General features: G+C 65.1%; 25 protein-coding genes, 1 other RNA gene and 2 pseudogenes. 9 read left to right on the forward strand and 19 right to left on the reverse strand.

Annotated features, from left to right (window positions below):
- Positions 1-90: 90 nt before the first annotated feature.
- The 4 genes and pseudogenes from AS156_RS44700 to AS156_RS21625 form a co-directional block, all read right to left on the reverse strand.
- Positions 91-807, reverse strand: a 717-nt coding sequence (locus AS156_RS44700) for an RNA polymerase sigma factor (RefSeq protein WP_347336641.1), incomplete at its 5' end; no start/stop codon positions are given.
- Position 808: 1 nt separating this feature from the next.
- Positions 809-1355, reverse strand: a pseudogene (locus AS156_RS44705) (sigma-70 family RNA polymerase sigma factor); the annotation flags it as partial.
- Positions 1352-1720 carry a YciI family protein gene (locus AS156_RS21620; protein WP_066508612.1) on the reverse strand — a complete coding sequence of 123 codons (369 nt, stop codon included), beginning with the start codon at positions 1718-1720 and terminating at the stop codon, positions 1352-1354. The pseudogene AS156_RS44705 and the gene AS156_RS21620, both read right to left, overlap by 4 nt.
- Positions 1721-1837: 117 nt before the next feature.
- Positions 1838-2158 carry a hypothetical protein gene (locus tag AS156_RS21625; RefSeq protein WP_066508479.1) on the reverse strand — a complete coding sequence of 107 codons (321 nt, stop codon included), beginning with the start codon at positions 2156-2158 and terminating at the stop codon, positions 1838-1840.
- An 89-nt stretch (positions 2159-2247) separates the two neighbouring features.
- Here AS156_RS21625 and AS156_RS21630 point away from each other — a divergent pair, with 89 nt between their 5' ends.
- On the forward strand, positions 2248-3213 hold the full coding sequence (locus AS156_RS21630; protein WP_066508481.1) for a 2-hydroxyacid dehydrogenase: 966 nt from the start codon (positions 2248-2250) through the stop codon (positions 3211-3213).
- Between the two features lie 133 nt (positions 3214-3346).
- Here the strand turns inward: AS156_RS21630 and AS156_RS21635 are convergent, their stop codons facing one another.
- Together AS156_RS21635 and AS156_RS21640 are read right to left on the reverse strand one after the other, a co-directional pair.
- Positions 3347-4000: a dihydrofolate reductase family protein gene (locus AS156_RS21635; RefSeq protein WP_066508483.1), complete on the reverse strand. Its 654-nt coding sequence runs from the start codon at positions 3998-4000 to the stop codon at positions 3347-3349.
- A 91-nt stretch (positions 4001-4091) separates the two neighbouring features.
- Positions 4092-4751 carry a TetR/AcrR family transcriptional regulator gene (locus AS156_RS21640; protein ID WP_066508615.1) on the reverse strand — a complete coding sequence of 220 codons (660 nt, stop codon included), beginning with the start codon at positions 4749-4751 and terminating at the stop codon, positions 4092-4094.
- A 100-nt stretch (positions 4752-4851) separates the two neighbouring features.
- On the opposite strand from AS156_RS21640, the gene AS156_RS21645 reads away from it, so the two are divergent.
- Positions 4852-5496 carry a glutathione binding-like protein gene (locus AS156_RS21645; RefSeq protein WP_066508485.1) on the forward strand — a complete coding sequence of 215 codons (645 nt, stop codon included), beginning with the start codon at positions 4852-4854 and terminating at the stop codon, positions 5494-5496.
- Between the two features lie 285 nt (positions 5497-5781).
- On the opposite strand, the gene AS156_RS21650 is transcribed toward AS156_RS21645, so the two are convergent.
- From AS156_RS21650 to AS156_RS21660, 3 genes are all read right to left on the reverse strand, one after another.
- The gene (locus tag AS156_RS21650; RefSeq protein ID WP_066508487.1) at positions 5782-6249 is read right to left on the reverse strand and encodes a nuclear transport factor 2 family protein; all 468 of its coding nucleotides are present in this window, start codon (positions 6247-6249) and stop codon (positions 5782-5784) included.
- An 84-nt stretch (positions 6250-6333) separates the two neighbouring features.
- A complete protein-coding gene (gene ybgC / locus AS156_RS21655; protein ID WP_245312997.1) occupies positions 6334-6783 on the reverse strand; it encodes a tol-pal system-associated acyl-CoA thioesterase in 450 nt (149 codons plus the stop codon).
- Positions 6784-6849: 66 nt separating this feature from the next.
- Positions 6850-7767, reverse strand: coding sequence for a metallophosphoesterase (locus tag AS156_RS21660; RefSeq protein WP_066508618.1), 918 nt, complete (start codon positions 7765-7767; stop codon positions 6850-6852).
- A gap of 262 nt (positions 7768-8029) precedes the next feature.
- On the opposite strand from AS156_RS21660, the gene AS156_RS21665 reads away from it, so the two are divergent.
- On the forward strand, positions 8030-8542 hold the full coding sequence (locus tag AS156_RS21665; RefSeq protein WP_136626364.1) for a protein-tyrosine phosphatase family protein: 513 nt from the start codon (positions 8030-8032) through the stop codon (positions 8540-8542).
- Between the two features lie 69 nt (positions 8543-8611).
- Here the strand turns inward: AS156_RS21665 and AS156_RS44710 are convergent.
- The 5 genes and pseudogenes from AS156_RS44710 to AS156_RS21685 form a co-directional block, all read right to left on the reverse strand.
- Positions 8612-8980 (reverse strand): Holliday junction DNA helicase RuvB C-terminal domain-containing protein (locus tag AS156_RS44710; protein ID WP_283807938.1); only part of this gene is annotated, 369 nt, incomplete at its 5' end.
- A gap of 1 nt (position 8981) precedes the next feature.
- A pseudogene (gene ruvB / locus AS156_RS44715) lies at positions 8982-9666 on the reverse strand (Holliday junction branch migration DNA helicase RuvB); the annotation flags it as partial.
- Positions 9667-9886: 220 nt separating this feature from the next.
- Entirely contained in the window at positions 9887-10504 is a 618-nt protein-coding gene (gene ruvA, locus AS156_RS21675) for a Holliday junction branch migration protein RuvA (RefSeq protein WP_066508489.1), read from the reverse strand.
- A 139-nt stretch (positions 10505-10643) separates the two neighbouring features.
- Positions 10644-11171: a crossover junction endodeoxyribonuclease RuvC gene (ruvC, locus tag AS156_RS21680; RefSeq protein ID WP_066508491.1), complete on the reverse strand. Its 528-nt coding sequence runs from the start codon at positions 11169-11171 to the stop codon at positions 10644-10646.
- A 184-nt stretch (positions 11172-11355) separates the two neighbouring features.
- Positions 11356-12102 (reverse strand): YebC/PmpR family DNA-binding transcriptional regulator, encoded by a 747-nt coding sequence (locus AS156_RS21685; RefSeq protein WP_066508493.1) that lies wholly within the window; start codon positions 12100-12102, stop codon positions 11356-11358.
- Between the two features lie 197 nt (positions 12103-12299).
- Between AS156_RS21685 and AS156_RS21690 the strand changes: the two genes are divergently transcribed.
- Positions 12300-14051 carry a methyl-accepting chemotaxis protein gene (locus AS156_RS21690; protein WP_066508495.1) on the forward strand — a complete coding sequence of 584 codons (1752 nt, stop codon included), beginning with the start codon at positions 12300-12302 and terminating at the stop codon, positions 14049-14051.
- A 131-nt stretch (positions 14052-14182) separates the two neighbouring features.
- Entirely contained in the window at positions 14183-15607 is a 1425-nt protein-coding gene (locus tag AS156_RS21695) for a methyl-accepting chemotaxis protein (protein WP_066508497.1), read from the forward strand.
- Positions 15608-15770: 163 nt separating this feature from the next.
- Here AS156_RS21695 and AS156_RS21700 read toward each other — a convergent pair whose 3' ends face one another.
- The 5 genes from AS156_RS21700 to AS156_RS21720 all read right to left on the reverse strand — a co-directional run bounded on the left by AS156_RS21700 (position 15771) and on the right by AS156_RS21720 (position 18371).
- On the reverse strand, positions 15771-16598 hold the full coding sequence (locus AS156_RS21700; RefSeq protein ID WP_066508499.1) for a TIGR00282 family metallophosphoesterase: 828 nt from the start codon (positions 16596-16598) through the stop codon (positions 15771-15773).
- A 2-nt stretch (positions 16599-16600) separates the two neighbouring features.
- Positions 16601-17179 (reverse strand): 5-formyltetrahydrofolate cyclo-ligase, encoded by a 579-nt coding sequence (locus AS156_RS21705; protein WP_066508619.1) that lies wholly within the window; start codon positions 17177-17179, stop codon positions 16601-16603.
- Between the two features lie 249 nt (positions 17180-17428).
- A non-coding RNA gene (gene ssrS, locus AS156_RS21710) (6S RNA) lies at positions 17429-17589 on the reverse strand.
- An 81-nt stretch (positions 17590-17670) separates the two neighbouring features.
- Positions 17671-18054: a cell division protein ZapA gene (locus AS156_RS21715; protein ID WP_066508503.1), complete on the reverse strand. Its 384-nt coding sequence runs from the start codon at positions 18052-18054 to the stop codon at positions 17671-17673.
- Complete coding sequence (locus AS156_RS21720) at positions 18051-18371, reverse strand: DUF4164 domain-containing protein (RefSeq protein ID WP_066508505.1); 321 nt, start codon at positions 18369-18371, stop codon at positions 18051-18053. Before AS156_RS21720 ends, AS156_RS21715 begins: the two co-directional genes overlap by 4 nt.
- A gap of 336 nt (positions 18372-18707) precedes the next feature.
- On the opposite strand from AS156_RS21720, the gene tkt reads away from it, so the two are divergent.
- The 4 genes from tkt to fba all read left to right on the forward strand — a co-directional run bounded on the left by tkt (position 18708) and on the right by fba (position 24326).
- A complete protein-coding gene (tkt, locus tag AS156_RS21725; RefSeq protein ID WP_066508507.1) occupies positions 18708-20690 on the forward strand; it encodes a transketolase in 1983 nt (660 codons plus the stop codon).
- Between the two features lie 163 nt (positions 20691-20853).
- The gene (gene gap, locus AS156_RS21730) at positions 20854-21861 is read left to right on the forward strand and encodes a type I glyceraldehyde-3-phosphate dehydrogenase (protein ID WP_066508512.1); all 1008 of its coding nucleotides are present in this window, start codon (positions 20854-20856) and stop codon (positions 21859-21861) included.
- A gap of 151 nt (positions 21862-22012) precedes the next feature.
- Complete coding sequence (locus AS156_RS21735; protein ID WP_066508515.1) at positions 22013-23209, forward strand: phosphoglycerate kinase; 1197 nt, start codon at positions 22013-22015, stop codon at positions 23207-23209.
- A gap of 49 nt (positions 23210-23258) precedes the next feature.
- Positions 23259-24326 (forward strand): class II fructose-bisphosphate aldolase, encoded by a 1068-nt coding sequence (gene fba / locus AS156_RS21740; protein ID WP_066508517.1) that lies wholly within the window; start codon positions 23259-23261, stop codon positions 24324-24326.
- Positions 24327-24412: the final 86 nt, after the last annotated feature.

The raw sequence follows: 24412 nt of genomic DNA on the forward strand, positions 1-24412 counted from the left end.
CCCGGCCATCCACGTCTTCCTAGTCCCCGAAAGCAAAGACGTAGATGCCCGGGACAAGCGCGGGCATGACGGATGAGAGATGTTCGGCGACTACTTCGCCTTCTTGTTGCGCGGCTGGCTGTCGCGCATCAGGCGGTCGATATGCATGCGGATGTGGGCGGCTTCCGCGGTGGTGTTGGCAAGCGCGATGGCGCGGTCGAAGGCGACGCGTGCCTCGTCGTTGCGGCCGAGCTGCATCAGAAATGCGCCGCGCACGCCGAAATAATGGAAGTAGTTGGAGAGCCGCGGCGCCAGCGGCTCGATCATGCCAAGGGCGGCTTCGGCGCCCCTCACCTTCGAGACGGCGACCGCGCGGTTCAGCGTCACCACCGGCGACGGCTGCATGAGCTCGAGCGCGCCATAGAGCAGATCGATCTGCGTCCAGTCGGTATCCTCTGGCTTCGCCGCGCGGGCATGCAGTGCTGCAATCGCGGCCTGCACCTGATACGGCCCGCTCCGGCGGTGCCGCATCGCCTTGTCGATCAGCGCCAGCCCCTCGGCAATCAGCTCCTTATTCCAGCGGTTGCGATCCTGGTCGTCGAGCAGGATCACCTGGCCGTCCGCATCGAATCGCGCGGCGGCGCGGGCGTGCTGCAGCAACAGCAGCGCCGTCAGCCCCATGATCTCCGGCTCGCTCTGGAACAGGCGGAGCAGCAGGCGGGCGAGGCGGATCGCCTCCTCGCACAGGGGAGAGCGGACGTCGGCGGTGTCGCCGCCCGCCGAATAGCCCTCGTTGAAGATCAGGTAGATCATCGCAGCGACCGAGGCNCGCTGCGCTCGACGGCGCCCGGCGTCTCGAATGCGACCTTGGCGTCGGCGACGCGCGCCTTCGCCCGCGTGATGCGCTGCTCCATCGCCGCCTCGCTGACCAGGAAGGCGCGCGCGATCCGCTTTACGGTAAGGCCGGAGACGATGCGCAGCGCGAGCGCGATCTGCTGCGTCGCCGGCAGGTCCTTGTGGCAGCAGATGAACAGGAGCCGCAGGATGTCGTCGCGATAATGCGAGCCGTCGAGCCGCTCGGCGATCTCGTCCTCGGCATCGTCGAGGTCGGAGATCGCCTGGTCGTCATCCGGCAGCGGCTCCTGCTTCTTGTTGCGGCGAACCTCGTCGATCGCGACGTTGCGGCCGACCATGATCAGCCACGCCGCGGGATCGCGCGGCGGGCCGTTCTGCGGCCAGCTCTTCAGCGCCCGCAGGCAGGCGTTCTGGAACGCCTCCTCGGCCGTATCGAGGTTGCGGAAATAGCGCAGCAGTGCACCGACCGCCTGGGGGCGCGCGGACGTCAGCGCGGCATCGATCCAGGCGGTATCGGTCATGGCTTGACGCTCCCCGGGTTGAAGACCCCGACGGGGCGGATCTCATAGGTGCCACCGGGATTGGCCTTGCCGAGGTCGCGGGCGACGTCGAGCACCTCATCGAGGTTCTTGCAGTCGACGATGTAAAAGCCCAGCAGCTGCTCCTTGGTCTCGGCGAACGGGCCATCGAGCACCAAAGGCGGATCGTCCTTGCGCAGCGTGGTTGCAGCCGTGGTCGGCAGCAGGCGCGCCACCGGGCCGAGCCGACCCTGCTTGGCAAGCTTGTCCTGCACGACGGACAGTTTCTGCATGACGCTGGCGTCGTGTTCCTTGCTCCAGGAACCCACCATGTCTTCATCGTGGTAGCAGAGGATGGCGTACAGCATCGAAAGGGCATCTCCGTTCATTTCAAGAACGAACGATTATGCCCGCCCCCGACAGCGGAACGAAAGAAATTTTGCTCGCAGGTTCTGACGCCTACGGCCCGATGGGATCACTGTCGATCAAGACGGCATTGCGGCTACCAATAGGTGCCGTAGCGCGCGGCGATCCGGCGCGCCTTCGCCTCGTCGCTCTCCCGGCGGTAGGAGTAGGTCGGCTTCACCGTCCGGTATCTGCGCAGCCCGGGTCTGGACCGGCGGCGCCTGGTCGGGTTGAGCCTGGGTGGCCTGCGGCGGTTGAGGTGCCTGCGGCGGCTGAGTAGCCGGCGCGGTCGCCGCCGCCGCAGCAGCTGGCGTGTCATTGACCGCGAGCACGAGGCCGCGGCTCTGGCCGGCCTGGGCCGAGGCGAGCGTCACGGCGGAGATCAGGATCAGTTTGCGCATGGAAGTTCTCCCCGGTTGATGGCAGGAGACTGGGAGCGCGGTTCGGTCCGCTCTGTGATGTGGATCACGTTGGTTTTGGAGGTATCTGGATGGGTAAGGGCGCGCTCGCGCTGCTGGTGAACAGCAACCAGCAAAACTGGTCGCCTCCGCGCTGGAAGGCGCGGTTCGAGGAGGTCTGCCCCGACCGCCGTGTGGTGCTGCTGCCGGACCCGGCGCTCGACCCCGCCGAGGTGCACTATGCAGCAGTGTGGAAACCGAAGCCCGGCGACTTGGCCGCCTTCGCCAATCTGCGCATCATCTTCAATCTCGGCGCCGGCGTCGATGCGCTGATGGCCGATCACTCGCTGCCCGACGTGCCGCTGGTGCGCGTCGCGGTCGGCGACCTCACCGACCGCATGACCGAATATGTCGTGCTGCATGTGCTGATGCACCACCGGCAGGAATTGTATCTGCGCGAGTCGCAGCGGGCGAAGCGCTGGGCGCCGAAGTACCAATGGGCGGCGGGCGCGCTCACCGTCGGCATCATGGGGCTCGGCACGCTCGGCGCCGCCTCGGCGCATGCTTTGCGGGCGCTGGGCTTCCGGGTGGTCGGCTGGAGCCGCAACGAGAAGCGGATCGACGGCATCGCCTGCTTCCACGGCGCCGACGGGCTCGACGCATTCCTGCGCCAAACCAACATCCTGGTCTGCCTGCTGCCGCTGACGCCGGAGACGCGGCACGTGCTCAATCGCGACGTGTTCGCGAAGCTGAACCGCGAGAGCCTGCTCGGCGCGCCCGTCATCATCAATGCCGGCCGCGGCGGCCTGCAGAACGAGGCCGACATCCTGCGCGCGCTCGACGACGGCACGCTGGGCGCGGCCTCGCTCGACGTCTACGAGACCGAGCCGCTGCCGGAGGCGAGCCCGTTCTGGAGCCACCCGAAAGTGGTGCTGACGCCGCACAATGCCGCCGACACCGACGCCGACGAGATCTCGAAATACGTCGCGCAGCAGATCGCGCGTTTCGAGGCCGGCCAGGCGCTGGAGAACCTCGTCGACCGCAAGCGGGGGTATTAGGCCCGGAACGTCATTGCGAGGAGCGAAGCGACGAAGCAATCCATGTCTCCACTTGCGGCACGATGGATTGCTTCGCTGCGCTCGCAATGACGAAGCGGAGAAACCTGTCTCGGCGTGACTAAGGTCCGCCGACCTACGACGGCTTGCGCACAAAGGTGACGTGCGTCGCGTTCGGGCTCGCGACATGCGAGTCAACGACATAACCCAGCTTCGGCAGGTCGAGCCCCGAGAACAGGCTCTCACCCTGCCCGAGCACGACCGGCGGCAAGACCAGGTTGAGTTCGTCGAGCAGACGCGCCTGCAGGAACTGGCGCACGACCGACACACCGCCGCCGACCCTGATGTCCTTGCCCTGCGCCACCGCCCGCGCCCGCTCCAGCGTGGCCTCGACCCCTTCGTTCACGAAGTGGAAGGTCGTGCCGCCTTCCATCTCGAGGTCAGGCCGCACATGATGGGTCAGCACGAATACCGGCGTGTGGTACGGCGGGTTGTCGCCCCACCAGCCCTTCCATGAGTGATCCGGCCACGGTCCGCGGATCGGACCGAACATGTTCCGCCCGAGGATCCAGGCCCCGATGTTCTCCATCGACTTGCGCGCGATCTCGTCGTCGAGCCCGGTGGTCCCGCCGCCCGGGCCAAACATTTCGCGGAACGTCCGCGTCTCGAAGAACCAGCTGGCGGGCAGCGCCAGCCCGCCTTCGCCGAATGGATGTTCGAGGCTCTGACGCGGAGCGGCACCAAAGCCGTCGATCGAGACCGTGAACGCTGAAGTCCTGACTTTTCCCATGATGTTCCGCTTCCGTGAATGAGGGCACCTTACGGAAGACGGCCGGGGATGCCAGCGGCCGACATTTGACGCCGGCGAAATTTCGCGGCGGCTATCTGGCCGCGCATATCACGTCGAGGGCGCCATTCACGATCGCCTCGAGCTCCTTGCGCGGCACGCGGGCGCGCGCGCGGATCGCGATGGTGTGGATGGTGGCGGAAGCGAGGTGCGCCAGAGCAGTGCCGTCAGCACTGTCAGGCAATTCGCCGCGCTCCTTCGCGAGGCGGAAGCAGATCGAAAACGCCTTGTCGAGTTCGGTCAGCCCCTCCACCACCATGGCACGGATATCGGGATCGGACACCGCTTCGGAGCCCGCGGTCATCACCGTGAAGCAGCCGCGCGGGCCGGTGTCGCCGGAAAGATAGATGTCGAGCGCGATCGCATAGATGCGCGCAAGCCGCTCCCGCAGGGGCGCCTCGGCGCGGAAGATGTCGACCATCGCCGCACGCGCCTCGTCGCGATAGCGCTGATAGCTCTTGATGTAGAGCTCGCGCTTGTCGCCGAACGCGCCATAGAGGCTCGGCCGGTTCATGCCGGTGGCGGCGCTTAGATCATCGAGCGAGGTCGCGGCGAAACCGTCACGCCTGAACAGATCGAGCGCCTTGCCGAGCGCGACGTCGGGCACATAGGCGCGCGGCCGACCGCGCCGCTTCGGCGCACCCGGCGCATCGATTTTGGCAGCAGATGGCGGCTTCCTATTTTTTTGTACCATTTCGCAATTAAATTCCTTGACCATCCCGATATTATTCGAGACAGTACAAAAATCAATATCGGCCGGGACCACCCGCGCCACGCACCCCAAGGAGGCACCAATGGATCTTTATTTCTCGCCGCTCGCCTGTTCGATGGCGACCCGCGTCGCGCTGTACGAAGCCGGCCAGCCGGCCAATTATCTCGAGGTCGATCCGAGAACAAAGCAGGTGCGGAGCGATGGTTCCGACTTCAACAAGGTCAATCCGCTCGGGCTGGTGCCGACGCTGCGCACCGATGACGGCGTGGTGCTGACCGAGAACGCGGCGATCCTGCAATATGTCGCGGACCGCTTCCCGCAGGCCGGCATCGGCACGGCATCGAGTGCCGAGCGCTCAAAGCTGCACCAATGGCTGTGCTTCATCGGCACCGAACTGCACAAGGGCCTGTTCCTGCCGCTGCTCGACAAGAAGGCCCCGCCGGAGGCCAAGAGCTACGCGCTGGAGAAATACGTCTCGCGGCTCGACTACCTCGAGGATCACCTGAAGGGCCGCGACTATGTGCTCGACCATTTCAGCGTCGCAGACGCCTATCTCGTCACCGTCATCAACTGGACCATGGCGACCCCGCCGATCGAGCTCGCGAAGTGGCCGGCGCTGAAGGCCTATTCCGAGCGCCTGCGCACGCGGCCCTCGGTCGCGAAGGCGATCGCGGAGGAGTTCGAGCTCTACAAGGCCGAGAAGGCCAGGGAGAGGGCCGCGGCGTAAGCCACGCTGCGCTCCCTCTCCCCGTTCTTACGGGGTCGAGACGAGCGAAGCTCGCTCTTAGAGGGTTGGGGTGAGGGGCTGCTTCCACAAGTGATGAGCGAGGTTGGACCTGTACCCCTCACCCGGATCGCGTCGTGCGATGCGATCCGACCTCTCCCCGCAAGCGGGGGCGAGGTAAACACAGATCCCGTGGCGCGGATGGAGCGCCGCGCAATCCGGGGAAAGATTCAGCCGCAGGAGAGACTGTCCCGGATTTCGCTTCGCTCCATTCGGGCTACGAGCCGATCAGAACGGACTGTCACCCAATCCCGGCACATCGGCCGGCCGCGCGCCGGGCGCGGGCCAGTGAAAGCGGCGGTCCTTCTCTGGTATCGCGATGTCGTTGATCGAGGCTTCGCGGCGGCGCATCAGGCCGTGCTCGTCGAACTCCCACTGCTCGTTGCCGTAGGAACGAAACCAGTTGCCGCCGGCATCGTGCCATTCGTACTGGAAGCGCACTGCGATGCGGTTGCCGTCGAACGCCCAGAGATCCTTGATCAGGCGATACTCACGCTCCCTTTCCCATTTGCGGGTCAGGAAGGCCACGATCGCCTCGCGGCCTTCGAACACCTCGGAGCGGTTGCGCCAGCGGCTGTCCTCGGTATAGGCGAGCGCAACGCGCGCTGGGTCGCGCGAATTCCAGGCATCCTCCGCCATGCGCGCCTTCTGCGCGGCGGTTGCACGGGTGAAAGGCGGCAGCGGCGGGCGTGACATCGGCGATCCCTTTCGGTTGTTATCAGGCGCAAATCTAGTGCGCCGACACTGAGAGTCGATGGCCCGGCGCCTATCGGCCGATAGCTAGACCATATCGGCCTTCATCAGCGCGCGAATGGCCTTTGGAATCGGCTGCGCGCGGCCGCCGCTGATGAAGGCGACGCGGACCTGGGCTTTCACAAGCACGTCATCCCCGCGCTTGACCTCCTGCGCCAGCATGATGGACGCGCCCTTCACCGCGATCGGCCAGGTGACGACGTCGAGGATGTCGTCCATCCGCGCTGGCTTGAGGAAATCGAGCGTCATCGAGCGCACCACGAAGGCAAAACCTCCGGTCTCGTCCTGCGCCTCCTCGAACAGCGCCTGCTGCTCGGCGCCCATCAGGCGCAGATGGTTGGTACGCCCGCGCTCCATGAAGCGCAGATAGTTGGCGTGATAGACGATGCCGGAGAAATCCGTGTCCTCGTAATAGACGCGGACCTGCATATGGTGGCGACCGTCGCGGATCGCGCCGTCGATATGAGGATAGGTCACTTGCGGCCCCGATTGCGCTACATCTGTGGTCGTTGTGCGCAAAATCGCGCGGCCGCGCAAGCGTGGTCAGGAGACCACCGGCCCCTTTGCACCGAGCGTCACCTGCACGATCTCCGGGGGAACGCCGAGGCGGAACGGCATGATGCTGCAGCCGAGCCCGCCGGAGACGATGACGTCGGTCTTCAGCTTGAGATGACCGTAGGCGAGCCGCATGCCGTGCTTCACGGGCACTGCGGGCGACCAGCCGAGCAGCCGGATCTGGCCGCCATGGGTGTGGCCGGACAGTTGCAGCGCGACGCGCGAGGGCACGCGGAGAGCGATATCGGGCTCGTGCGCGAGCAGGATCACCGGCGCATCATCGGTCACCTTATCGAGCGTGGCGCCGAGATCGTCGATGCCGACATGCGCCATGCGGCGATAGCGCCGCGCCGGCAGATAGGCGAGTTGGTCGCCGAGGCCGGCGAGCCAGAACGGACGGCCGTCCTTGGTGAGGCGCACCGCGTCGTTCTCGTAGACGGGAATGCCCGCCCGCTCCAGTGCCCGGCGCGCGACCGGGATGCCCTTCCCCAGGCGCTGCACAGTCTTGTCTTCCCAATAATCGTGATTGCCGAGGATGGCGTGCACGCCGAGCGGCGCCTTGAGGCCTTTGAGCACCGCGGCCCATTCGGATGCCGGGATGAAGCGCGTGACGTGACGAAGCCCCGCGACATAGTCGCCGAGCATGACCACGATATCCGCGTTCAGCGCGTTGGTGCGGTCGACGATCTCCGATATGCGATCGAGCGACATCCAGGGATCGCAGGCATGGATGTCGGCGAGCACGGCGATCTTGAGCGGAAAATCCGCCGGCCACTGCCGGGGCGACAAATCGTAGCGCGTCAGCGTGAGCCGGACGACGGGCTCGCTGACGCCATAGGCAGCTGTAGAGACGCCCGCGGCGCTCAATCCGCCGACGGAACGAAGAAGCTGGCGACGTGAAATCATGGGACGTGCGATCAATGATGCCTGGTCGAGCATAGGCCCGTTGATTGAAGCGAAATTGGGCCGCGTTTGTGCAGAAGACCTGCAGCCACGACCCAATGGTTACCCCTTAGGGTTACCGGGCAACGCCATGCGCTGCACCAACACGTCTTTTCACGTCTTCGAGAGCGCAACGGCAATCCCCGCCAGCAAAGGCCGGATGATGCTGGCGGCAAATTGCAACTACAGGTATTGTCTTTCTCGGTTCACCTGCAAGGATATTGTCGTGCCCTTCCACTTTGCCGTCACGAAATGCACGCTGCCGGTCGCGCATGATGTCTGTTTCAAATTGACCGGATTGAAGACCTTCTACGTCACGTCGCAGCCGATCTACATCTGGCCTGGCGCGAGCCCGTATCAGGCGATCGCGCAGGCCGGCATCGAGTCGGTGCTGTCGGTACGCGACCCCGCCGAATACATCTCTCCGCTGGTGCCGTTCGACCTGACCGAAACCGATCAACTCATTCTCAACGGCGTCGCCTACGGCAACATTCCGCTGCCGCACATTGCGATGTCGCAGGCCCAGTTCAACCATCAGGGGCATGCGATTGCGCGAGCGCTGAATGAGTGGACCCCACCGGGCCTGCTGCATTGTTCATCCGGCGACCGGGCGTCGGCCGCCTTCGCCTGCTATCTGATCAGCTTTGGCGGATTCACCAACGCGGCGGCGCTGCAATTCGCGCAAGGTCTCGCGTTGGAGAACGAGCAATTCATCGACTTCGTGAAGGGCTATTCCTAACCGAAGCTCCGGGATCGCGCTTCCCTCACGCGAATCGCTGCCCGCTTCGCTCGCAAACACGCGAGCGGATCAGTCCTCGTCGCCATTGCCGCCGAACAGGCCGAACTGCGCCGCATCGCGGTTGGGCTCGGCAAGGCCGAGGTGACGGAAGGCGTGCGAGGTCAAGAGACGGCCGCGCGGGGTGCGCTGCAGATAGCCGCACTGGATCAGATAGGGCTCGATGATGTCCTCGATCGCGTCGCGCGGCTCCGACAGCGCCGCGGCCATGGTCTCGACGCCGACCGGGCCGCCGCCATAGTTCATCGCGATCGTCGTGAGATAGCGGCGGTCCATCGCATCGAGGCCGGCGCTGTCGACTTCGAGCGCGCTCAGCGCGCGATCGGCGATGCCGCGGTCGACGGAATCGGCATCCGCCGCGGAAGCAAAGTCCCTGACCCGNCCCGCCGCAGCAGGCGGCCGGCGATGCGCGGCGTGCCGCGGGCGCGCCGCGCGATCTCGTTGGCGCCGTCGGGGCTCATGCCGATGTTGAGCACGCGGGCGCCGCGGGTGACGATCTTCTCCAGTTCCTCCTCGGTGTAGAAGTTCAGCCGGATCGGAATGCCGAAGCGATCGCGCAGCGGATTGGTGAGCAGGCCCGCGCGCGTCGTCGCGCCGACCAGCGTGAATTTCGACAGCTCGATCTTCACCGAGCGCGCCGCCGGCCCCTCGCCGATGATCAGGTCGAGCTGAAAATCCTCCATCGCCGGATAGAGCACCTCTTCCACCGCGGGGCTGAGGCGATGGATCTCGTCGATGAACAGCACGTCGCGCTCTTCGAGATTGGTGAGCAGCGCCGCGAGATCGCCGGCCTTGGCAATCACCGGCCCCGACGTCGCGCGAAAACCGACGCCGAGCTCGCGCGCGACAATCTGCGCCAGCGTGGTCTTGCCGAGACCCGGCGGCCCGACAAACAGCACGTGATCCAGCGCCTCGCCGCGCTTCTTGGCCGCCTCGATGAAGATCGAGAGATTCTTGCGCGCCTGCGCCTGGCCGACGAACTCAGTCAGCGACTGCGGACGCAGCGCAGTGTCGCCGACATCATCGGAGCGACGTTCGGGCGTAACGATGCGGGAGGGCGTGTTCATGACGCAAAACCAGCACGAGAGCGTTGTTCTCCCTCTCCCTGCCCTTGCGGGGGCGAGACGAGCGAAGCCCGCTCTAAGAGGGTTGGGGTGAGGGGCTGCATCCGCGAGCGAGACGTGCGTTCAGACCTGTACCCCCTCACCCGGATTGCATCTGCGATGCAATCCAACCTCTCCCCGCAAGCGGGGAGAGGTAAAGAAAGGACCGGTTTCGACACACAACTCACTTCGACAATTCCTTCAGGCCCAGCCGGATCAGTTGCGCCGTCTCCGCCTTCTCACCCGCGCTGCGCGAGGCGGCGGCGATCGCGGCGGCGGCCTGCGGCTGGCCGTAGCCGAGATTGACCAGCGCCGAGATCGCGTCCGTCACGGGACGCGGCGCGCGGTTGTTGTCTATCGCGCCCGAAAGATGCACCACGGCCGGATCGACATCGGCAAAGCCCGGCGCCTTGTCCTTCAATTCGCTGACGATGCGCTCGGCGACCTTCGGCCCGACCCCCGGCGTGCGGGCGACTGCCGCCTTGTCGCGCAGCGCGATGGCATTTGCGAGGTCGGTCGGCGGCAGCGTGCCAAGCACCGCGAGCGCGACCTTGGCGCCGACGCCCTGCACGGTCTGCAGCAGGCGAAACCATTCGCGCTCATGATCGGTGCGGAAGCCGAACAGCTTGATCTGGTCCTCGCGGACGTAGGTCTCGATCGACAGCACCGCCGCGCCGCCCGGCGACGGCAGCGCCTGCAGCGTGCGGCTGGCGCAATGCACCTGGTAGCCGACCCCGCCGACGTCGAGGATCACATAGTCCTCGCCATAGGAATCGATCAGGCCCTTGAGCTTGCCGATCATAGTGACCACCCCGGCGCGGCAGATACCTCTCTCTCGTCATGGCCGGGCTTGTCCCGGCCATCCACGTCTTCGACGCCGCGAAGAAAAAACGTGGATGCCCGGCACAAGGCCGGGCATGACGGCGGCGGGTTTCCGCCGATCATAGGTTCGCCACCTTGAGCCGCAGCGCCGCGCTCTGGCGGTGATGCGCGTGCGTGATCGCGATCGCGAGCGCATCGGCCGCGTCGGCGGACGGCGGCTCGGCTTTCGGCAACAGTATCTTTAGCATCACCTGGATCTGGTTCTTCTCGGCATGCCCGGCGCCGACCACGGTCTTCTTGACCTGGTTCGGCGCATATTCCGCAATCGAAATACCGAACATTGCGGGCGCCAGCATGGCGACGCCGCGCGCCTGCCCCAGCTTCAGCGTGGCGGCGCCGTCCTTGTTGACGAAGGTCTGCTCCACGGCTGCCTCGGCCGGCTTGTAATCACCGAGCACGGCGGCGAGCCCCTCATGGATCGCGAGCAGACGGCTCGCCAGCGGCAGCTTGTCCGGCGGCTCGACCGAGCCGCAGGCGATGTAAACCAGCCGGTTGCCCTCGGTCTCGATCACGCCCCAGCCGGTACGGCGGAGACCCGGATCGATGCCAATGATGCGGACGGGGGAGCGAATCGGCTGCGATGTCATGGCGTAGTGATACTGCCTGCGCCGAGAGAACGAAACACAAACGGAGTGTCCCCCGCTGGTCATCCCCGCGAAAGCGCGACACCCGAAGGTCGTCATGCGCGGGCCTGACCCGCGCATCCATCAATCAAAGAGGTTCTTTTGAGCGATGGATTGCCGGGTCGAGCCCGGCAATGACAGCAGGCAACTAGCCGCCCATCTTCGCGATCAGCGCGTCGGACACCTCGAAATTGGCGTACACGTTCTGCACGTCGTCGTGCTCGTTGAGCAGGTCCATCAGCTTCAAGAGCTTTTCGCCGGTCTCGTCGTCGACCGAAACAGTATTTTGCGGCTTCCAGGTCAGTGCCGCCTTGCGCGGCTCGCCGAACTTCGCCTCCAGCGCCTTGGCGACTTCGCGGAAGGTGTCCTGCGAAGCGTAGACCTCATGGCCGCTTTCGCTCGAGACCACGTCGTCGGCGCCCGCTTCGATCGCGGCATCCAGCATGGCATCGTCGGACGCGGCGCTGGCGTCATATTCGATGATGCCGGTGTGGTCGAACATGAAGGCGACCGAGCCGGTTTCGCCGAGATTGCCGCCGGATTTGGTGAAGAAGGAGCGGATGTCGGAGGCGGCGCGGTTGCGGTTGTCGGTCAGCGCCTCGACGATCACGGCGACACCGCCGGGGCCGTAACCCTCGTAGCGGATCTCGTCATAGTTCTCGCCGTCGCTACCGGCCGCCTTCTTGATGGCACGCTCGATATTGTCCTTCGGCATGTTCTCGGCGCGGGCTGCGACCACGGCAGCGCGCAGACGCGGATTCATCGCCGGATCGGGGGTGCCGAGCTTGGCCGCCACGGTGATTTCGCGGGCCAGCTTGCCGAAAAGCTTGGACTTCTGGGCATCCTGCCGGCCCTTCCGGTGCATGATGTTCTTGAATTGGGAATGGCCGGCCATGCGTCGTCTCTTGAAAGCTTAGGTCAGGTTGGGTGGAAAACGCGGCCTTATAGGCCCCTCACCGGCCAAAATCAAAGATCGGCGAGACGTTCCGTCGCACATACTACCGCATGCCGGAATATGAGGCACTTGTTAACCATGACTTCATGCCCGGGTGAGAGGATGGGCCGTTCCTTCCCAACTCCGAAGAGTCCCCCATGGCGTTCGGTTTGTTTCGCAGGCGAGGGCCGGAGCCGGTCGCACCTGCCGCAGAGTCAAAGGTTCCGGTCACCCCGGAAGCTGCCACCTCGACTGAGAGCGATTCGGCGAGGGAAATCCTGGAACTGCTGGAACTGGAGCTTGGCGGCATGATCCGCCAGCTCGAGCGCGCCGCGGGTTCGGTGGCCGACGGCGCTGATGCGACGGCCGCAACGCTCGCGACCATCCGCGCCCGCACCGACGCCCTGACCGGCCGCAGCAGCGCCGCACAGAGCACTGCGACGACATTTTCGGAAGCCGCCGACCGGTTCACCCATTCGGCCGAAGGCATCGGCCAGCAGGTGCGCAGCGCCAGCATGCTGGCTGACGACGCCGCAGCCGCCGCGCGCGAGGCCACCACCAATGTCGATCGCCTCCGCGAATCCTCGGCCGCAATCGGCAACGTCGTCAATCTGATCGCGCAGATCGCGCGCCAGACCACGCTGCTCGCGCTCAACTCGACGATCGAGGCGGCGCGCGCCGGCGCCGCGGGCAAGGGCTTTGCAGTGGTTGCAACCGAGGTGAAGGCGCTCGCGGTGCAGACCCAGAGCGCCACCGAGGAGATCACGAAGAAGATCGAGGCCTTGCAGAAGGACGCGACCGGGTCGGCCGACGCCGTGCATCGCATCTCGCAGGCGATCGAGGCAATCCGCCCCGTGTTCGAGAACGTCAACGGCGCGGTCGCCGAGCAGAACCAGATCACCGGCGAGATGGGCCAGAACGCGGCGTCCGCCTCTCATTTCATCGTCTCGGTCGGCACCAGCGCCGGCGAGATCGACAGCGCGACGCGGCAGGCCGAGGCGCATGGCGACGACGTCGCCAGGGCCGGCAAGGCCGTGACCGCCTTCGCCCAGAAGCTGAAGGCGCGCTGCGCGGTGCTGCTGAGGCAGAACGAGCGCGACGATCACCGCAAGACCGAGCGCCTGCCCTGCAGCCTCACAATCGAGATCAAGGCCGCCCGCGGCACGATCACCGCGCCGGTCTACGAGCTCGCGATGGACGGCATCCTGATCGGCGGGCCGGAGGCCGACAAGCTACCCGCCCATGAGAGCCTGAGCGCGACGCTGCAGGACATCGGGCCCTGCCGGGTCAAGATCGGCGAGCGCTCCAAGGCCGGCGCGCAGGCGCGGTTCGAGGCGGCAGACGCGAGCTTGCGCGGAAAGATTGAAGACAGGATGTGGGCGATCCACGAGGAGAACACCGAGTTCGTCACCCGTGCGATGGAAGCCGGCGGCGCGCTGACCCGGATATTCGAGAACGCCATCGCGAGCGGCGCAATCACGATCGAAGACCTGTTCGACACCGACTATGTCGAGATACCAGGCACCAATCCGGTGCAGCACCGCACCAGAATGCTCGATTGGGCGGAACGCGCGCTGCCCACGTTCCAGGAGGCGTTCCTCGCCAAGGACGCGCGGATGGCGTTCTGCGTCGCGATCGACCAGAACGGCTACCTGCCGGTTCACAACAAGCTCTACTCGCATCCGCAGCGGCCGGGCGACGTCGCCTACAACACCGCCAATTGCCGCAACCGCCGCATCTTCAACGATCCGGCGGGGCTCGCCGCCGGCCGCAACCAGCGCGCCTATCTGATCCAGACCTATGCGCGCGACATGGGCAACGGCACCACCGTGATGATGCGCGAGATCGACGTGCCGATCCGGGTGCGCGGCCGGCACTGGGGAGGTTTCCGCACCGCCTACAAGCTTTGATCGGATTTCTTGTAGTCACGACAAGCGCGAGTGCACGCTCAGGCAAGACCGAAAGCGCGAATCACGCTTTAGGTCAGGACGGGAATGCCGCGGCGGGTCGACGGCCCGCTCACACGGAAGGACGCTCGAAAATGTCGGCAGCTCAGCTCGCAGTTCTGGACACGTCATCCAGCCGGACGCTGGCCGAACGGCTCGTCGACCAGCTCGCCGACCGTATCGGCGGCCTCGGTGTGGAACTTGCCGACATCGCCGGCAACGTCCAGGAGGTCGCCAACCGCGTCACCAACCAGTCGGAGCGGTTCCACCACCTGCAGAAGACAGCCGAGACGATGGTGTCGGCCAATCACGACATCGCCAATGCATCGCAGGCGGTGCAATCGACCGCATCCGCCGCGGTCGGCCAGATCGCGGAGTCGCGCAACGCAATCGAGACGGCGGTCGGTCACATCTCGGAACTGGTCGCGGCGGTCGCACGGATCGAGACGCGGCTTGCCGCCGTCGGCTCCGCGCTGAGCCAGGTCGCCAAGGTCTCCGGTTCGATCGAGGCGATCGCGAAGCAAACCAACCTGCTTGCACTCAACGCCACGATCGAGGCCGCGCGCGCCGGCACCGCCGGCCGCGGCTTTGCCGTCGTCGCGAGCGAGGTGAAGAACCTTGCGGAAGCGACCCGCCAGGCGACGCATCAGATTTCCGACACCGTGCGCGATCTCGACGGCCAGATCGGCAGCCTGATCGGCGAGAGCAGCGACGCTTCGCTGCGCGCGAAGAGCGCCGGCGAAGGCGCCCAGCAGATCTCCGGCATCATCATGCGCGTGCAAGAGGGGTTTTCATCGGTGGGCGCCGAGATCGGCAGCGTCGCGCGCGCCGCGACCTCCAATCTGGGTCATTGCGACACCGTGATCGCGGAGCTGAACGAACTTGCCAAGGGCGTCGATCTCTCCTCGCGCGATCTCAAGCACGCCGACGAGCGGGTGGCGAAACTGCTCGATATCTCCGAAAGCCTGATCGTGACTATCGCCGACAGCGGCGTTGAGACCGCGGATGCGCCGTTGATCCGCTGCGTGATCGAGACGGCGAAGCAAATCTCCGACCTGTTCGAGAACGCCGTCGCACGCGGCGAAATCACGCTCGCGCAATTGACGGACGAGACCTACCGCGAAATATCAGGCACCAATCCGAAACAATATCTGACCGACTACGTCAGCTTCACCGATCGCGTGCTGCCCGCGATCCAGGACCCGCTGCAGAAGAGCGACCCGCGCATCGTATTCTGCGTCGCCTGGGCAAGAGGCGGCTATCTGCCGACCCACAATCCGAACTATCGCCTGCCGCAGGGCTCCGATCCGGTCTGGAACAACGCCAATTGCCGCAACCGCCGCCTGTTCAACGACCGCGCGGTGAAGAAGGTCGCAGGCAGCACCAAACCGTTCCTGCTGCAGACCTACCGTCGCGACATGGGCGGCGGCAATTTCGTGCTGATGAAGGACCTGTCATCGCCGATATTCGTCCGCGGCCGCCACTGGGGCGCATTCCGCATGGGCTTCCGGCAGAGCTGACAGTTGCCGCCGTCATTGCGAGGAGCTCGCGACAAAATTGCAAAGCAATTTTGCGCTGAAGCGACGAAGCAATCCATATCGACGCTTGCCGCGCAATGGATTGCTTTGCTTCGCTCGCAATGACGGGGGCAGATCGCAGCTCGCGCCCCGAATGACGCAGCATTCACTTCACCCAGAACCCCGGTACCGCGGGCGAAAGTCTCCCGCCGGCCCGCACCGGCGCGATCTTCACGGCGAGCCCCGTCGCATCGTCGGTCTCGACCGCAACGCCGCTCAGCGTCGCCACTCCCGACGCCGGCTCGAAGCGGGCAGACGGAATACCGGTGAGGAAGCGCTGCAGCGGCTCCTCCTTCTGCATGCCGATCACCGAATCATAGTCGCCGGTCATGCCGGCGTCGCTCATATAGGCGGTGCCATTGGGCAGCACCTGGTGATCGGCGGTCGGCACATGGGTGTGGGTACCGACCACGAGGCTGGCGCGGCCATCGCAGAAGAATCCCATGCCCTGCTTCTCGCTGGTCGCTTCGCCGTGGAAATCGACCACGATGGCATCAGCACCCTCGCGCAATGGACAGGCTTCGAGCTCACGCTCGATCGCGGCAAACGGATCGTTATTGGACGGCTCCATGAACACGCGGCCGATCGCATTGATGACGAGCGCGCGCTTGCCGTTCTTGGTGTCGACCAGCGCGGCACCGCGGCCGGGCGAGTGGCGCGGAAAATTCAGCGGACGGATCAGCCGCGGCGCGCGCTCGATGAAGACCAGCGCCTCCTTCTGATTCCAGGCGTGGTTGCCGAGCGTGATCGCATCGGCGCCGGCGTCGAGCAACTCGTGGTAGATCGCCTCGGTGATGCCGAAGCCGCCGGCGGAGTTCTCACCATTGACGATGACGAGATCGAGCGACCAGTCCCTGATCATGCCGGGAAGGTGGTCGGTGATGGCGGTGCGGCCGGTCCTGCCGACGACGTCACCGACGAAGAGAATACGCAATGCTAGGCACTCCGGAAATCGAACGTCTTGCGCTCCGTTAACACATAATCCAGCGGAACGTCGTGCGACAACGCTGGAATCGCCTTGGTTTCCTGCGCGGCGAAGGCCAATCCAACGCCGATCACATGCTTGACCTTGCGCAGATGCGCGAAGGTATAGTCGTAATACCCGGCGCCATAGCCGATACGGTGGCCAAGCTTGTCGAAGGCCGCAAGCGGCACCAGCATCACGTCAGGATGCACTTCGGCCGCGGCCGGCGACGGCTCGGGGATGCCGAGCGGCCCCAACATCAGCTTTTCATGAGGTGACCAGGCGCGAAAGGTCAGCGACTGGCCGCGCGCATTGATGCAGGGCAGCGCAAGCCGCCCGCCCTTGGCCGCAAGCTTCAGCATCAGCGGCGTCGGATCGATCTCGCTGCGGATCGGCGCATAGCCCGATACGATCATGCCTTGCGTGATGTCGAACGGCGCACCGCGTTTGGCCAGCGCCTCGGCGGCGTCGCTGCGCTGCGCGTCGCTCAGCGCATCGCGCTTGGCCAGCGCCAGGGCCCGGAGTTCGGCCTTCGATGGAGATGCATGCATGACCATCTTCCACTGTTATCGTCCGTGACGGCGGACGATCCAGAATTCCAGAGACGCGTGCAATCTTACGGCCAGGCCGCGGCTCACCGGATACTCCGCATCGGCGGAGCAAGCACTGCCACTCGATCAAACCGCCGCAGCGCGACGACCAGGAAACAGCAGATACTCAAAGCATGATCCGGAAAAATATGAAGCAATTCTCCGGAGGCTCACAACGCCAAAGCGCGATGATCCCATCGCGCTTTGGAGTGCGAAGCCGCAGAGGCCGTTGGAGCGCTCGATCCCGGAGTTCCCTACGAAAGTAGGTGGGCACCATATGTCCGGGTCCACGGACCCGGCCAGGGACAGTTCCCTAAAGGATCGATAAGGCCCCGGGGATATATGGCTCCTGACGCACGACGCAGCTTCGCAAAGGCCAATGTAGCTATGAAGTGGTTATTCCGCCAGCGGCAAGACAACTCACGTCCTGGCCTTCGCCGAGATGACCGGGATCAGCCGATCGCGATGCCGCCGCCGACGGTGCGGTTGAGCACCTGCGTGGTGCGCTCGATCCGTTCGGCCGCGGCATTGAGCGCATTGCAGACGGCAACCTGGGTCGCGCGGGCGCGGTCGGCCGCGGCAACGCGTGCGCTGCGGAGCTGCTCGACCTCTTCCTCGAGACTGCGGATGCGAGAGGCTGAGTCGACCAGCTCGTCACAGGCCGTGAGCGCCGCCATCACCGTCAGCCGTGCATCGCCGATCTCGCCGAACTTGCCGCGCAGCGATTCGATGCGCTGCTCCAGGCTCTCGGCGAGCTTCAGCAGCCGCACCTCCTGGCCCTCCTCGCAGGCCATGCGGTATTGCCGGCCATTGATGGTGACGTTGATGTGGCTCATCTCGTCTCTCCGCTCTCCAGCACGGCGCGGATGGTGCCGATCGCCGCGTCGAGCTTTTCCGCGATCTCGCGATTGGCGCGTTCGAGCTTGCGCGTCTTGACCAGCGATCCGTCGAGCTCGTCGGCGAGCCTCGAGCGATCGGCGCCGAGCGCCTGGATCCGGCTGGCCAGCTCGTTCTCGTCGCGATCGGCCTCGCGCCGCCGCTCCACCGAGCTCTCCAGCGCATCGAGCGCCGACATCAGCCGCTTGGTCGCGGCATCGATATCGGCAAGTGGTGCCTCGGTATTGCCAGACCCGTTGGCGGGACGATCACTCATGACACGCGGCGCAGACCCTTCAAGTAAGGTGGCTGGGATAGCCTGCTCAAGATAAGCCTGCCGCACGGCAAAACCGGCGTATCGGCAAGCGCTTAGGAGACGAAATTTACGTGGTGAGCGAGGCCGGCGCAATGTCGGCGCAGAACTATGCACCGAACAATCAATATGGCCGGTTTTGAGCAACTTTTCCCCGTTTTGGGGTGTTTGATCGCCTTGGACTTGGGGAATTGAGGTGCTAATCCACCCTCAACCCCGTAAGGCCATCACGCGCGTGTCGCGGCTGCCCGCCCCGATGCGTCTCGCAACCAACTCCTCATTCCAGGCGGATTTTTCATCATGACGCAGGTCGATCACACCCGTATGGCCAATGCGATCCGTGGCCTTGCCATGGACGCTGTCGAGAAGGCCAATTCCGGCCATCCCGGCCTGCCGATGGGTGCGGCCGACATGGCCACGGTGCTGTTCACCCAATTCCTGAAATTCGATGCGGCTGATACGGCCTGGCCCGACCGCGACCGCTTCGTGCTGTCGGCCGGCCACGGCTCGATGCTGCTCTATGCCTTGCTGTACCTCACCGGCAACAAGGACATGACGCTCGACCAGCTCAAGCATTTCCGCCAGCTCGGATCGCTGACGCCGGGACACCCCGAGAATTTCCACACCAAGGGCATCGAGACCACCACCGGCCCGCTCGGTCAGGGCATTGCAACCGCGGTCGGCATGGCGCTGGCCGAGAAGATGCTCGCCGCCGAGTTCGGCAAGAAGATCGTCAACCACCACACCTATGTGCTCGCCTCCGACGGCGACCTGATGGAAGGCATCTCGCAGGAAGCAATTGCGCTGGCCGGCCACTGGCGGCTCAACAAGATGATCGTGCTGTACGACGACAACGGCATCTCGATCGACGGTCCGACCTCGATCTCCGACTCCGTCGACCAGGTGAAGCGTTTCAAGTCGGCCGGCTGGGCTGCGGAGTTGATCGACGGCCAGGATCCGAAGGCGATCGCCGCCGCGATCGCCCGCGCGCAGAAGTCGAACAAGCCGTCGCTGATCGCCTGCAAGACCACGATCGGCTACGGCGCGCCGCACAAGGCCGGCACCGCCAAGGCGCATGGCGAGGCGCTCGGCGCCGATGAGTTGAAGGCGGCCAAGGAAAATCTCGGCATCTCGCTCGAGCCGTTCTCGGTGCCCGATGATGTGCTGAAGGCCTGGCGCGAGGCCGGCAGCCGCGGTGCGGAAGCGCACAAGGCATGGGATGAGCAGTTCGCCCAGCTCGGCAGCCGCAAGCGCGCCGAGTTCGAGCGCCGCATACGTCACGAGCGCCCGCAGTCGCTGGCGAAGGCGCTGCGCGCGCACAAGAAGGCGCTGTTGGAAAATCCGCTCAATGTCGCGACCCGCAAATCGTCGGAAGCCGCGATCGAGGTGATCGCTGCCGCGATGCCGATGGAGTTCGTGGCCGGCTCCGCCGACCTCACCGGCTCCAACAACAACAAGGCGAAGTCGGCGGTGGCGTTCGCTGCCAAGACGCCGAAGGGCCGCTTCATCCATTACGGCATCCGTGAGCACGGCATGGCGGCGTGCCTGAACGGCATCTTCCTGCATGGCGGCTTCGCACCGAATGGCGCCACCTTCCTGGTCTTCACCGACTATGCGCGCCCCGCGATGCGGCTGTCGGCGCTGATGGGCACCGGCGTCGTCTATGTCATGACCCATGACTCGATCGGCCTCGGCGAGGACGGCCCGACTCACCAGCCGGTCGAGCATCTCTCGGCGCTGCGCGCGATGCCCAACATGCGCGTGTTCCGTCCCTGCGACGCGGTTGAGACCGCCGAGTGCTGGGAACTGGCGCTCAACCGCATCGACGGTCCGACGGTGCTGGCGCTGACCCGCCAAAATCTGCCGCAGCTCCGCACCACCGCGCCGAACGACAATCCCTGCAGCCACGGCGCCTATGAGCTGGTGGCGGCGCAGGGTGACGCAAAAGTGTCATTGTTCGCCTCCGGTTCCGAGGTCCAGCTCGCGGTCGAGGCGCAGAAGCAGCTCGCCGGGCGCGGCATCGCGACGCGGGTCGTCTCGGTGCCCTCGCTGGAATTGCTGCTGGCGCAGCCCGCCGAGCGGCAAAACGCCATTATCGGCAACGCTCCGGTCAAGATCGCGATCGAGGCCGCCGTGCGCTGGGGCTGGGATGCCGTGATCGGCCATGATGGTGAATTCGTGGGCATGCACGGATTTGGGGCCAGCGGCCCGGCGAAGGACCTTTTCAAGCACTTCGGCATTACTTCTGAGGCCGTCGTTAACGCTGCGTTGAAGCGCGTCTGACGCTGGCCAGACACCCGCCGGCCGAAGGTTGAGCTTGCCGCAAAAAAGGATTACCAAAGCTCCATCTTTTCCGTCCGCGCCCGGCTGAACCGGGCGTTCCGCCGTAAAACCCTCGTGGGAGCCCTCCCGCGGGGCTGGCACCAGCTTTAGAGGAGAGACGAGCATGGCAATCCGCGTCGCGATCAACGGGTTTGGCCGCATCGGCCGCAATGTGTTGCGCGCCATCGCCGAGTCCGGCCGCAAGGACATCGAGGTGGTCGGCATCAACGACCTCGGCCCGGTCGAGACCAATGCACACCTGCTGCGCTTCGACTCCGTGCACGGCCGTTTCCCCGGCACCGTGACCGTCGATGGTGACACCATCAGCGTCGGCGACAGCAAGATCAAGGTCTCCGCAGAGCGCGATCCCTCCAAGCTGCCGTGGAAGGCGCTCGGCGTCGATGTCGCGCTGGAATGCACCGGCATCTTCACCGCGAAGGACAAGGCCTCCGCGCACCTCACAGCCGGCGCCAAGCGCGTCCTGGTCTCGGCCCCTGCTGACGGCGCCGACGCCACCATCGTCTACGGCGTCAACCACGAGACGCTGACCAAGGACCACATGGTGATCTCGAACGGCTCCTGCACCACCAACTGCCTGGCCCCGGTCGCCAAGGTGCTGAACGACACGGTCGGCATCGAGACCGGATTCATGACCACGATCCACGCCTACACCGGCGACCAGCCGACCTTGGACACCCTGCACAAGGACCTCTATCGCGGCCGGGCGGCGGCGATGTCGATGATCCCGACCTCGACCGGTGCGGCGAAGGCGATAGGCCTGGTGCTGCCGGAGTTGAAGGGCAAGCTCGACGGCGTCGCGATCCGCGTCCCGACCCCGAACGTCTCGGTGGTCGACCTCAAGATCGTCGCGACGCGCGCAACCGATGCCAAGGAAATCAACGAGGCGATGAAGCGCGCCTCCGAGCAGCAGCTCAAGGGCATCCTCGGCTACACCACCGCGCCGAACGTCTCGATCGACTTCAACCACGATCCGCACTCGTCGACCTTCCACATGGACCAGACCAAGGTGCAGAACGGCACGCTGGTGCGCGTGATGTCGTGGTACGACAACGAGTGGGGCTTCTCCAACCGCATGGCCGACACCGCCGTCGCGATCGGGAAGCTGCTGTAAGCCCGACTATCCGTCATGCCCGGCCTTGTGCCGGGCATCCACGTCTTTGGCCCCGCATTTCAAGACATGGATGGATGGCCGGGACTTGGCAAAGCGAAGTGATGCCGTGCCTTGGACGGCTATGCCCTGCCATGACGTTAGGAAACGCTCCGTGACAAAATCATTCCGCACTCTCGACGACGTCGACGTGAAGGGCAAACGCGTGCTGTTGCGCGTCGACCTCAACGTCCCCATGGAAAATGGCCGCGTCACCGACGCCACCCGGCTCGAGCGCGTCGCGCCCACCATCACCGAGATCTCCGACAAGGGCGGCAAGGTGATCCTGCTCGCCCATTTCGGCCGCCCCAAGGGACGCGATCCCAAGGAGTCGCTCAAGCCGGTCGCCGAAGAATTGTCGAAGGTCATCAAGCGTCCCGTCGCTTTCGCCGAAGACTGCATCGGTGAGCCCGCCGCCACGGCGGTCGCAGCGCTCAGGGATGGCGATATCCTGTGCCTCGAGAACACGCGCTTCCACAAGGAAGAGGAAAAGAACGACGCCGGCTTCGTCACGGAGCTGGCAAAGCTCGGCGACATCTGGGTCAACGACGCCTTCTCGGCCGCGCACCGCGCGCATGCCTCGACCGAAGGCGTCGGCCACAAGCTGCCGGCCTATGCCGGACGCACCATGCAGGCCGAACTCGATGCGCTCGGCAAGGCGCTGGACGCCCCGACCAAGCCTGTCATCGCGATCATCGGCGGCGCCAAGGTGTCGACCAAGATCGATCTTCTCGAAAACCTGGTGACCAAGGTCGACGCGCTGGTGATCGGCGGCGGCATGGCCAACACCTTCCTGCACGCGCAGGGTGTCCCCGTCGGCAAGTCGCTGGCCGAGAAGGATCTCGCTGCGACCGCGCTCAAGATCCTGGACAAGGCCAACGCCTCGAACTGCGCGATCATTCTGCCAGTGGACGCCGTGGTCGCCAGCCAGTTCGCGGCCAATGCGCCGTCGCATGCCTACGGGCTCGACGCGATTCCGGCCGACGGCATGATCCTCGACGTCGGCCCGCAATCGATCGCGCGCATCCATGCCACGATCGACGATGCGGCAACGCTGGTCTGGAACGGACCGCTCGGCGCCTTCGAGCTGACGCCGTTCGATCGCGGCACCGTGGTGTCGGCGAAACATGCCGCCGAACGGACCAAGACCAAGAAGCTGATCTCGGTCGCCGGCGGCGGCGACACCGTCGCGGCGCTGAACCAGGCTGGCGTCGCCGGGGATTTTTCCTACGTCTCGACCGCGGGCGGCGCGTTTCTTGAGTGGATGGAAGGCAAGCCGCTACCCGGCGTCGAAGTTCTGAAGAAGGGCTGATTCACCGGGGTTCACGCGCGAAAGCGCTGCAATACAGGGAGAAGACTGAATGGCTCGCATTACGTTGCGGCAACTGCTCGACCACGCGGCCGAGCATGATTATGGCGTTCCGGCGTTCAACATAAACAATATGGAGCAGGCCCTGTCGATCATGGCCGCAGCCTCCGAAGTCGATGCCCCCGTCATCATCCAGGCTTCGCGCGGCGCGCGCTCCTATGCCAACGACGTCATGCTCAAGCACATGATGGACGCCGTCACCGAGATCTATCCGCAGATTCCGGTCTGCGTGCATCTCGACCACGGCAACGAGCCAGCCACTTGCATGACCGCGATCCAGGCCGGCTTCACCTCCGTCATGATGGACGGCTCGCTGAAGGCCGACGGCAAGACGCCGGGCGACTGGGACTACAATGTCGGCGTCACCAGGACCGTGACCAACATGGCCCATCTCGGCGGCATCTCGGTGGAAGGCGAGCTCGGCGTGCTCGGCTCGCTCGAGACCGGCATGGGCGACAAGGAAGACGGCCATGGCGCCGAAGGCAAGCTGTCGCATGACCAGCTGCTCACCAATCCCGACGAGGCCGTGAAGTTCGTCAAGGAGACCAAGGTCGACGCGCTGGCGATCGCGATGGGCACCTCGCACGGCGCCTACAAGTTCACCCGCAAGCCCGACGGCGACATCCTCGCCATGAATGTGATCGAGGAGATCCACCGCAAGCTGCCGAACATGCATCTGGTGATGCATGGTTCCTCGTCGGTGCCGCAGGACCTGCAGGACGTCATCAACGCCAATGGCGGCAAGATGAAGCCGACCTGGGGCGTGCCGGTCGCCGAAATTCAGCACGGCATCAAGAACGGCGTACGCAAGATCAACATCGACACCGACAACCGGATGGCGATGACCGGTCAGATCCGCAAGGTTCTGAAGGACCATCCGGAAGAGTTCGATCCGCGCAAGTACCTGAAGCCCGCCATGGAGGCGATGACCAAGCTGTGCAAGCAGCGGCTGCAGGAGTTCAATACCGCGGGCCAGGCCAGCAAGTTCAAGAAGGTGCTGACCACGGCGGAAATGGCCAAGCGCTACGCCTCGGGTCAGCTCAACCCCAAGATCGCCTGATCACAAGATCGCCTGACAAACATTAACTCGGGATACCGGTTCTGACACAGTCGGAGCCGGTGTCCCCCGCGGCGGCCCCGCTGCAA

This window comes from Bradyrhizobium macuxiense (assembly GCF_001542415.1).
In the GTDB taxonomy this organism is placed as follows: Bacteria; Pseudomonadota; Alphaproteobacteria; order Rhizobiales; family Xanthobacteraceae; genus Bradyrhizobium; species Bradyrhizobium macuxiense.

Excerpts from the sequence above, each read along its gene's own strand:
- AS156_RS21695 (WP_066508497.1), top strand. The coding sequence starts at position 14,183 with ATGTCGGCAGCTCAGCTCGCAGTTCTGGACACGTCATCCAGCCGGACG.
- fba (WP_066508517.1), top strand. The coding sequence starts at position 23,259 with ATGGCTCGCATTACGTTGCGGCAACTGCTCGACCACGCGGCCGAGCAT.
- AS156_RS21660 (WP_066508618.1), bottom strand. The coding sequence starts at position 7,767 with ATGATTTCACGTCGCCAGCTTCTTCGTTCCGTCGGCGGATTGAGCGCC.
- AS156_RS21720 (WP_066508505.1), bottom strand. The coding sequence starts at position 18,371 with ATGAGTGATCGTCCCGCCAACGGGTCTGGCAATACCGAGGCACCACTT.
- AS156_RS21685 (WP_066508493.1), bottom strand. The coding sequence starts at position 12,102 with ATGGCCGGCCATTCCCAATTCAAGAACATCATGCACCGGAAGGGCCGG.
- ruvA (WP_066508489.1), bottom strand. The coding sequence starts at position 10,504 with ATGATCGGCAAGCTCAAGGGCCTGATCGATTCCTATGGCGAGGACTAT.
- AS156_RS21635 (WP_066508483.1), bottom strand. The coding sequence starts at position 4,000 with ATGGGAAAAGTCAGGACTTCAGCGTTCACGGTCTCGATCGACGGCTTT.
- AS156_RS21625 (WP_066508479.1), bottom strand. The coding sequence starts at position 2,158 with ATGCGCAAACTGATCCTGATCTCCGCCGTGACGCTCGCCTCGGCCCAG.
- gap (WP_066508512.1), top strand. The coding sequence starts at position 20,854 with ATGGCAATCCGCGTCGCGATCAACGGGTTTGGCCGCATCGGCCGCAAT.
- ruvC (WP_066508491.1), bottom strand. The coding sequence starts at position 11,171 with ATGACATCGCAGCCGATTCGCTCCCCCGTCCGCATCATTGGCATCGAT.
- AS156_RS21690 (WP_066508495.1), top strand. The coding sequence starts at position 12,300 with ATGGCGTTCGGTTTGTTTCGCAGGCGAGGGCCGGAGCCGGTCGCACCT.
- tkt (WP_066508507.1), top strand. The coding sequence starts at position 18,708 with ATGACGCAGGTCGATCACACCCGTATGGCCAATGCGATCCGTGGCCTT.
- AS156_RS21650 (WP_066508487.1), bottom strand. The coding sequence starts at position 6,249 with ATGTCACGCCCGCCGCTGCCGCCTTTCACCCGTGCAACCGCCGCGCAG.
- AS156_RS21645 (WP_066508485.1), top strand. The coding sequence starts at position 4,852 with ATGGATCTTTATTTCTCGCCGCTCGCCTGTTCGATGGCGACCCGCGTC.
- AS156_RS21620 (WP_066508612.1), bottom strand. The coding sequence starts at position 1,720 with ATGCTGTACGCCATCCTCTGCTACCACGATGAAGACATGGTGGGTTCC.
- AS156_RS21715 (WP_066508503.1), bottom strand. The coding sequence starts at position 18,054 with ATGAGCCACATCAACGTCACCATCAATGGCCGGCAATACCGCATGGCC.
- AS156_RS21705 (WP_066508619.1), bottom strand. The coding sequence starts at position 17,179 with ATGCATGCATCTCCATCGAAGGCCGAACTCCGGGCCCTGGCGCTGGCC.
- AS156_RS21640 (WP_066508615.1), bottom strand. The coding sequence starts at position 4,751 with ATGGTACAAAAAAATAGGAAGCCGCCATCTGCTGCCAAAATCGATGCG.
- AS156_RS21630 (WP_066508481.1), top strand. The coding sequence starts at position 2,248 with ATGGGTAAGGGCGCGCTCGCGCTGCTGGTGAACAGCAACCAGCAAAAC.